Annotated in this window: 1 pseudogene; it reads left to right on the top strand. The window is 45.5% G+C overall.

Annotated elements, in window-relative coordinates:
• Nucleotides 1-44 precede the first annotated feature (44 nt).
• Nucleotides 45-521: pseudogene (pepN, locus tag A3761_RS13685) on the top strand (aminopeptidase N); the annotation flags it as partial.

The following is a 521-nucleotide window of genomic DNA, read 5'->3' as shown; positions in this document are numbered from 1 at the left end:
CGTCTCGCTAGACGTCGAGTAAGACATATACTTGGAAAGCATGCATGAGTGAATCAGCAAAGACGATATACCTCAAAGACTATCTTGAGCCTGCGTTTAAGATTACGTCACTTGATTTAACCTTTCAGTTATTTGAAAACGGAGCGTTGGTAAAAGCCAGGCAGCTTATCGAGCGAGTCGCTGGCCGTGAAGGCGAGGCGCTGTCACTAAATGGTGAAGACCTTGAGCTGAAAAGTATAAAGTTAGATGACCGTGAGCTGGAAGAGAGTGAATACCTTCTAGATGACGAATCTCTAACGGTAGAATCTGTACCCGCGAAATTTGAGTTGCAGTGTGAAACCTGGATTAAGCCGCAAGATAACAAGCGGTTGGAAGGCTTGTACAAGTCTTCGTCAATGTTTTGTACCCAGTGTGAAGCCGAGGGTTTCAGACGAATTACCTATTACATGGATCGTCCTGACGTACTAACGGTATTTACGACGCGCATCGAAGCTGATAAAGCGCTTTACCCGAACCTGCTT

The organism is Oleiphilus sp. HI0123 (genome assembly GCF_001635315.1).
Note: the sequence above shows the minus strand (reverse complement) of the source record. Positions and strands in the feature narration are given on the sequence as shown.